Annotated in this window: 6 protein-coding genes; all 6 read left to right on the plus strand. The window is 37.0% G+C overall.

Features of this window, described 5'->3' with window-relative positions; genetic code table 11:
• A partial coding sequence (locus GX687_05375; GenBank protein ID HHX96867.1) for a hypothetical protein occupies positions 1-325 on the plus strand: 325 nt, incomplete at its 5' end.
• Positions 294-1,385, plus strand: a complete 1,092-nt coding sequence (locus tag GX687_05380; protein HHX96868.1) for a HigA family addiction module antidote protein — start codon at positions 294-296, stop codon at positions 1,383-1,385. The genes GX687_05375 and GX687_05380, both read left to right, overlap by 32 nt.
• A gap of 316 nt (positions 1,386-1,701) precedes the next feature.
• Complete coding sequence (locus GX687_05385) at positions 1,702-1,863, plus strand: hypothetical protein (protein HHX96869.1); 162 nt, start codon at positions 1,702-1,704, stop codon at positions 1,861-1,863.
• A gap of 129 nt (positions 1,864-1,992) precedes the next feature.
• Complete coding sequence (locus GX687_05390) at positions 1,993-2,235, plus strand: type II toxin-antitoxin system Phd/YefM family antitoxin (GenBank protein HHX96870.1); 243 nt, start codon at positions 1,993-1,995, stop codon at positions 2,233-2,235.
• Between the two features lie 756 nt (positions 2,236-2,991).
• Positions 2,992-3,333, plus strand: a complete 342-nt coding sequence (locus tag GX687_05395) for a helix-turn-helix transcriptional regulator (protein HHX96871.1) — start codon at positions 2,992-2,994, stop codon at positions 3,331-3,333.
• Positions 3,334-3,336: 3 nt separating this feature from the next.
• A complete protein-coding gene (locus GX687_05400) occupies positions 3,337-4,053 on the plus strand; it encodes an ImmA/IrrE family metallo-endopeptidase (GenBank protein ID HHX96872.1) in 717 nt (238 codons plus the stop codon).
• Positions 4,054-4,110 lie beyond the last annotated feature (57 nt).

The following is a 4,110-nucleotide window of genomic DNA, read 5'->3' on the forward strand; positions in this document are numbered from 1 at the left end:
ATCATTGGAAAGGTATTTTAATGATTTTAATTTAATGAGAAGAAAGATCGGGAATGATTTAGCTAGAGGTGCTAAGAAGCGGCATGATCAATTAAGGGCAGCAGCAAATTTTAGTATCTATCTTGACACGGGGCTTGGAAAACCTCACCCGCTGTATAAAAACTTACAGGGGTGTTATGGGATCAGTATTTCCGGTAATATCAGGCTTGTTGTTAAACCAGATGTGGAAAGTTTGGATCCCCAGTCGTTAAAAGAATGTGATGTGGTTATTATAGAGGGGGTGATGGATTATCATGGCCAAAAATATGAATGGCTTATCCCGTGAATTTATTATTCACCCGGGGGAGACTTTAAAAGAAATTCTTGATGATAGGAATATGAGTCAAAAGGAGCTAGCTATACGGACTGGTGTGACAGAACCACATGTCAGTAGTGTAGTTAACTGTCAAAAAGCTATTTCTGTTGCCTATGCCAAGAAACTAGAATACGCTTTGGGTATAGATGCTAGTTTTTGGGTTAATTTGCAGGCTAATTACGATAAAGAATTAGCAGATTTTGAGGAAATTAACGGAATTTCCGACCAGGAACTTGGGATCTTAAAGAGGCTTAGTAGTATAGTGAGGCACCTAAAGGAGATAAGGATATTAGACCCGGAAGTCCATGGACCAATGCTGGTCATTAGCCTTAGAAGATTTTTAAACATTAGCTGTCTAACTCGGATACCCCAGATTTCCCAAACAGGGGCTTATCGTTTAGCCACAGCTGCTAATGTTGATCCCTATGTTTTATTTACTTGGCTAAGGATGTGCGATTTGATAGTAAAGGATCAACAAACCGAACGTAAATTGGATCTTGTCAGGCTAAAAGATAAGATCCCTTTGACTAAAGAACTGATGTTTGAAGATGTGGCCGCTGTCCAATCCCGATTAAAAACCTATCTGGCAGAGTGTGGCATCAAGTTTTTTATTGTTAAAAACTTTAAGGGTGCCCCTGTTCAAGGCGTGATTAAAAAGAATGATGATGGCACCTTAAACTTGCTTATGACTACAAGGCGGAAATTTGCCGATATATTTTGGTTCACATTTTTCCACGAAATTGGTCACATCATAAATGGTGATATTGAGGATAAGCTAGTTGACTTCGATTTTGCTAAAGGTGAAGCAGAGGATAAGGCAGATGAATTTGCCGCAAATACTTTGATTAATCCTGTGGATTATGAGGGATTTGTGGTAAAAAAGGATTTTACACTACCTTCTATTAAAAGATTTTCAGTTGAACAGAATATCCCAACCTATATTTTAATAGGTAGGTTACAAAAAGATGGATACGTGGGGTATCATCAATACTCAGGGGAAAAGGTCAAATATATACTTCGGGAAGATTAGATAATTTTAGTTGAAATTGGGGGAGGGGAAAATGATAAAGGAACAAGTCTAGATTCACCAAATGCACCAGTCAACATAAAAAGCGGTGTAAACTTTATAATAGAAAGAATGAATAGATTGAGTGCAGAAAAAATGGTTCAATACTTTTGGTCTGCCCTTGTCACAGATAATGCAATCAAATTTTCCAAGAGGCTTCAGTCAGGAAGACCGGGGTTATAAGATGGGAGCTATCTTTTTTTCAGGCGGCATTTGTTGTTTCAACCACTCTATTTTTGGGGTGGTTTTTCTATGTCTGAAATTTGAGGGGTTAGATTAATTGATTAACTATGTGGTGGAGTTGTTTGAAGGTCAATTTAGCTGGGACAATGTTTATGGCGGGCTGGCCTCCAAAGACTTAATTCCCACCATTACCCGCTACATCAATCAGGTGGTAGGGGAGATGGCCGAAGCTATGGCCAGTGAAGGAAAAAACGAGTAAAAGGGGAAGTCATGGATGCTTTTCAAGCGGAAGCGGGGGGATGTATGATAGAAACGTTCTCTTTATTTATAGTTAGGTTGAATTTATCCTAAATAGGGGTGTAATATAAATAGAAAGGAGCTGATTTTGGTGAAAGTGAATATCAGTAATTTGGTCTCTATTTCCGAGGCTAATCAGAATTTCTCCAGGGTGGCGAGATTGGTGGATGAAAATGGAGTAGCGGTGATTTTGAAAAATAATGTGTCTCGTTATGTGTTAATAGAATACAGTCAACTAGGGAAGGTGGAGTCAACTGAGGATGAGGAAGTAGAAAAAGTAGCCAAAAGGCTTTTTTTTAAACATAAAAAAGCCTTTGAAGCACTGTCGAAATGAACAGGCTTACCAAAGTCCAAATCATAAAAATGCACAGGCTGCTTATTTGAGGGACTGGGGAAAATGTATATAAAACCATTCCAGCTAAAGCGGCGGGGTTAGGTTTTTTACTCATAAACAATCATCCTATTATAGGATGAGTTAATTAAACTTGGATTGGGTTTAGCCGAGGGAACGGTGGATATCAAAAGTTTACTGGGTTGGATAATCGAACATAGTTAAAGCACCTAGATAATGAATGGTTTTACAAGGAGTACTCATAAGGGGTGCTTTTTTTATGCCCGGGGGAGCATCCCTGTAATCAATGAAAATGGTCTTTGAAAAAATAATAACCTCCAGATATGATTAATGTGTGCACTAAAACGTATAAAAATTATAAAATCGGAAGTTATGGGTAGTGAAGAAAAATAGCACCTGTAAATTAGAAACAATAACCCCATAAACATTGATTGTGGGAATTGACATTGCAAAAAAGCTGCAATGGGTAAGATTCACAGATTATAGGGGGTTAGAAATAGGTAAAGCCTCAAAATTCAAGAATGATAAAAATGGAGCAAGTGTGAACCTCACGTGACTTTAGTCATGTGAGGTTCACAACAAGCCCTTGGGGATTAAAATTTCCGGGGCTTTTTTTATGCTATAAAAACAAAATAACATCACCCCAACTAAAATTTTTGCTTGTCATATTTATGGTAGAATATCTAGTTGTAAATATGACAGCACTGAATATAATATAACCAAAGGGGGGGTGTGACTATGTTAAATTTTGAATTGGTAGGTAAAAAATTTAACGAGTTACGAAATAAAAGTGGCTATACACAAAGTATGGTTGCCGAGTATTTGGATGTGGATCAAAGTTATATTTCAAAGTGTGAAAAAGGTGAAAGACAGTTTAGTGCAGATATACTTGAAAAGGCTGCTGAGCTATTTGGATGTACTGTCGATTATTTTGTAAAAGAGTCTGGTCAGTATGCGGAAATGCCAATAGCACTTAGGGCAAAAAGTGTCACGTCTGAGGATTTAAAGATCATAGCTGCCATTAATAAAATAGCTCTTAATTTACGCTTTATGGAAGGCTTGCTTATGGGGGAGGAATAAAATTTGAAAGAAAAAATTGAATTAAATGCTGAGGCGATAAGTTTAAGAAAAGAATTTGGTGGGGATGCTAACTCTCCAATTGATATCTTTTCCCTTATTCATAACAATGACGATTTAACTATAGTTTTTTATCCCATGAGTGATCGGGTGAGTGGGATTTGTATTAGGGATGGCAAAAATAAAATTATTGGTGTTAACTCCACTTCTACCTATGGCAGGCAGCGATTTACAATAGCCCATGAGCTGTATCATTTGTATTTTCATGAAGATTTTGAAGGTGTTGTTTGCTTTACTGATCTAGAAATGAGTAAGTCCCCTAGAGAAAAAGAAGCAGATATGTTTGCATCATATTTTCTAGCACCCTATGAAGCTCTGGCCTACTTTATAAGAAGGCAGCTTGGAAAAGAAAAACAAGAGCTTGATATGGAAGATGTTGTGAGAATAGAACAGCATTTTGGCATGAGTAGGCAGGCGATGCTATGGAGATTAATAAATGATGGCTATTTAAAATCTGAGAAAGCTAAAACTATGAAAACAAGCATAATAGTTTCAGCAAGGAAACATGGCTATGATGATATTCTATACACACCCACACCGGAAGATAAGCGATATGCTACTTTTGGCAAATATATTAGATTAGCTGAGGAGTTAAAAGATAGGGAACTTGTATCAACTGGTAAATATTGTGACTGTCAAGTACTTTTAAACAAATTTTGCTAAATAACTTTTAACACCTAGATATTCCCAAATATGGTTTTTCGATGTTTAATTCTGTAA

It is taken from the genome of Clostridia bacterium (assembly GCA_012841935.1).
Taxonomy (GTDB): domain Bacteria; phylum Bacillota; class Peptococcia; order DRI-13; family DTU073; genus DUTS01.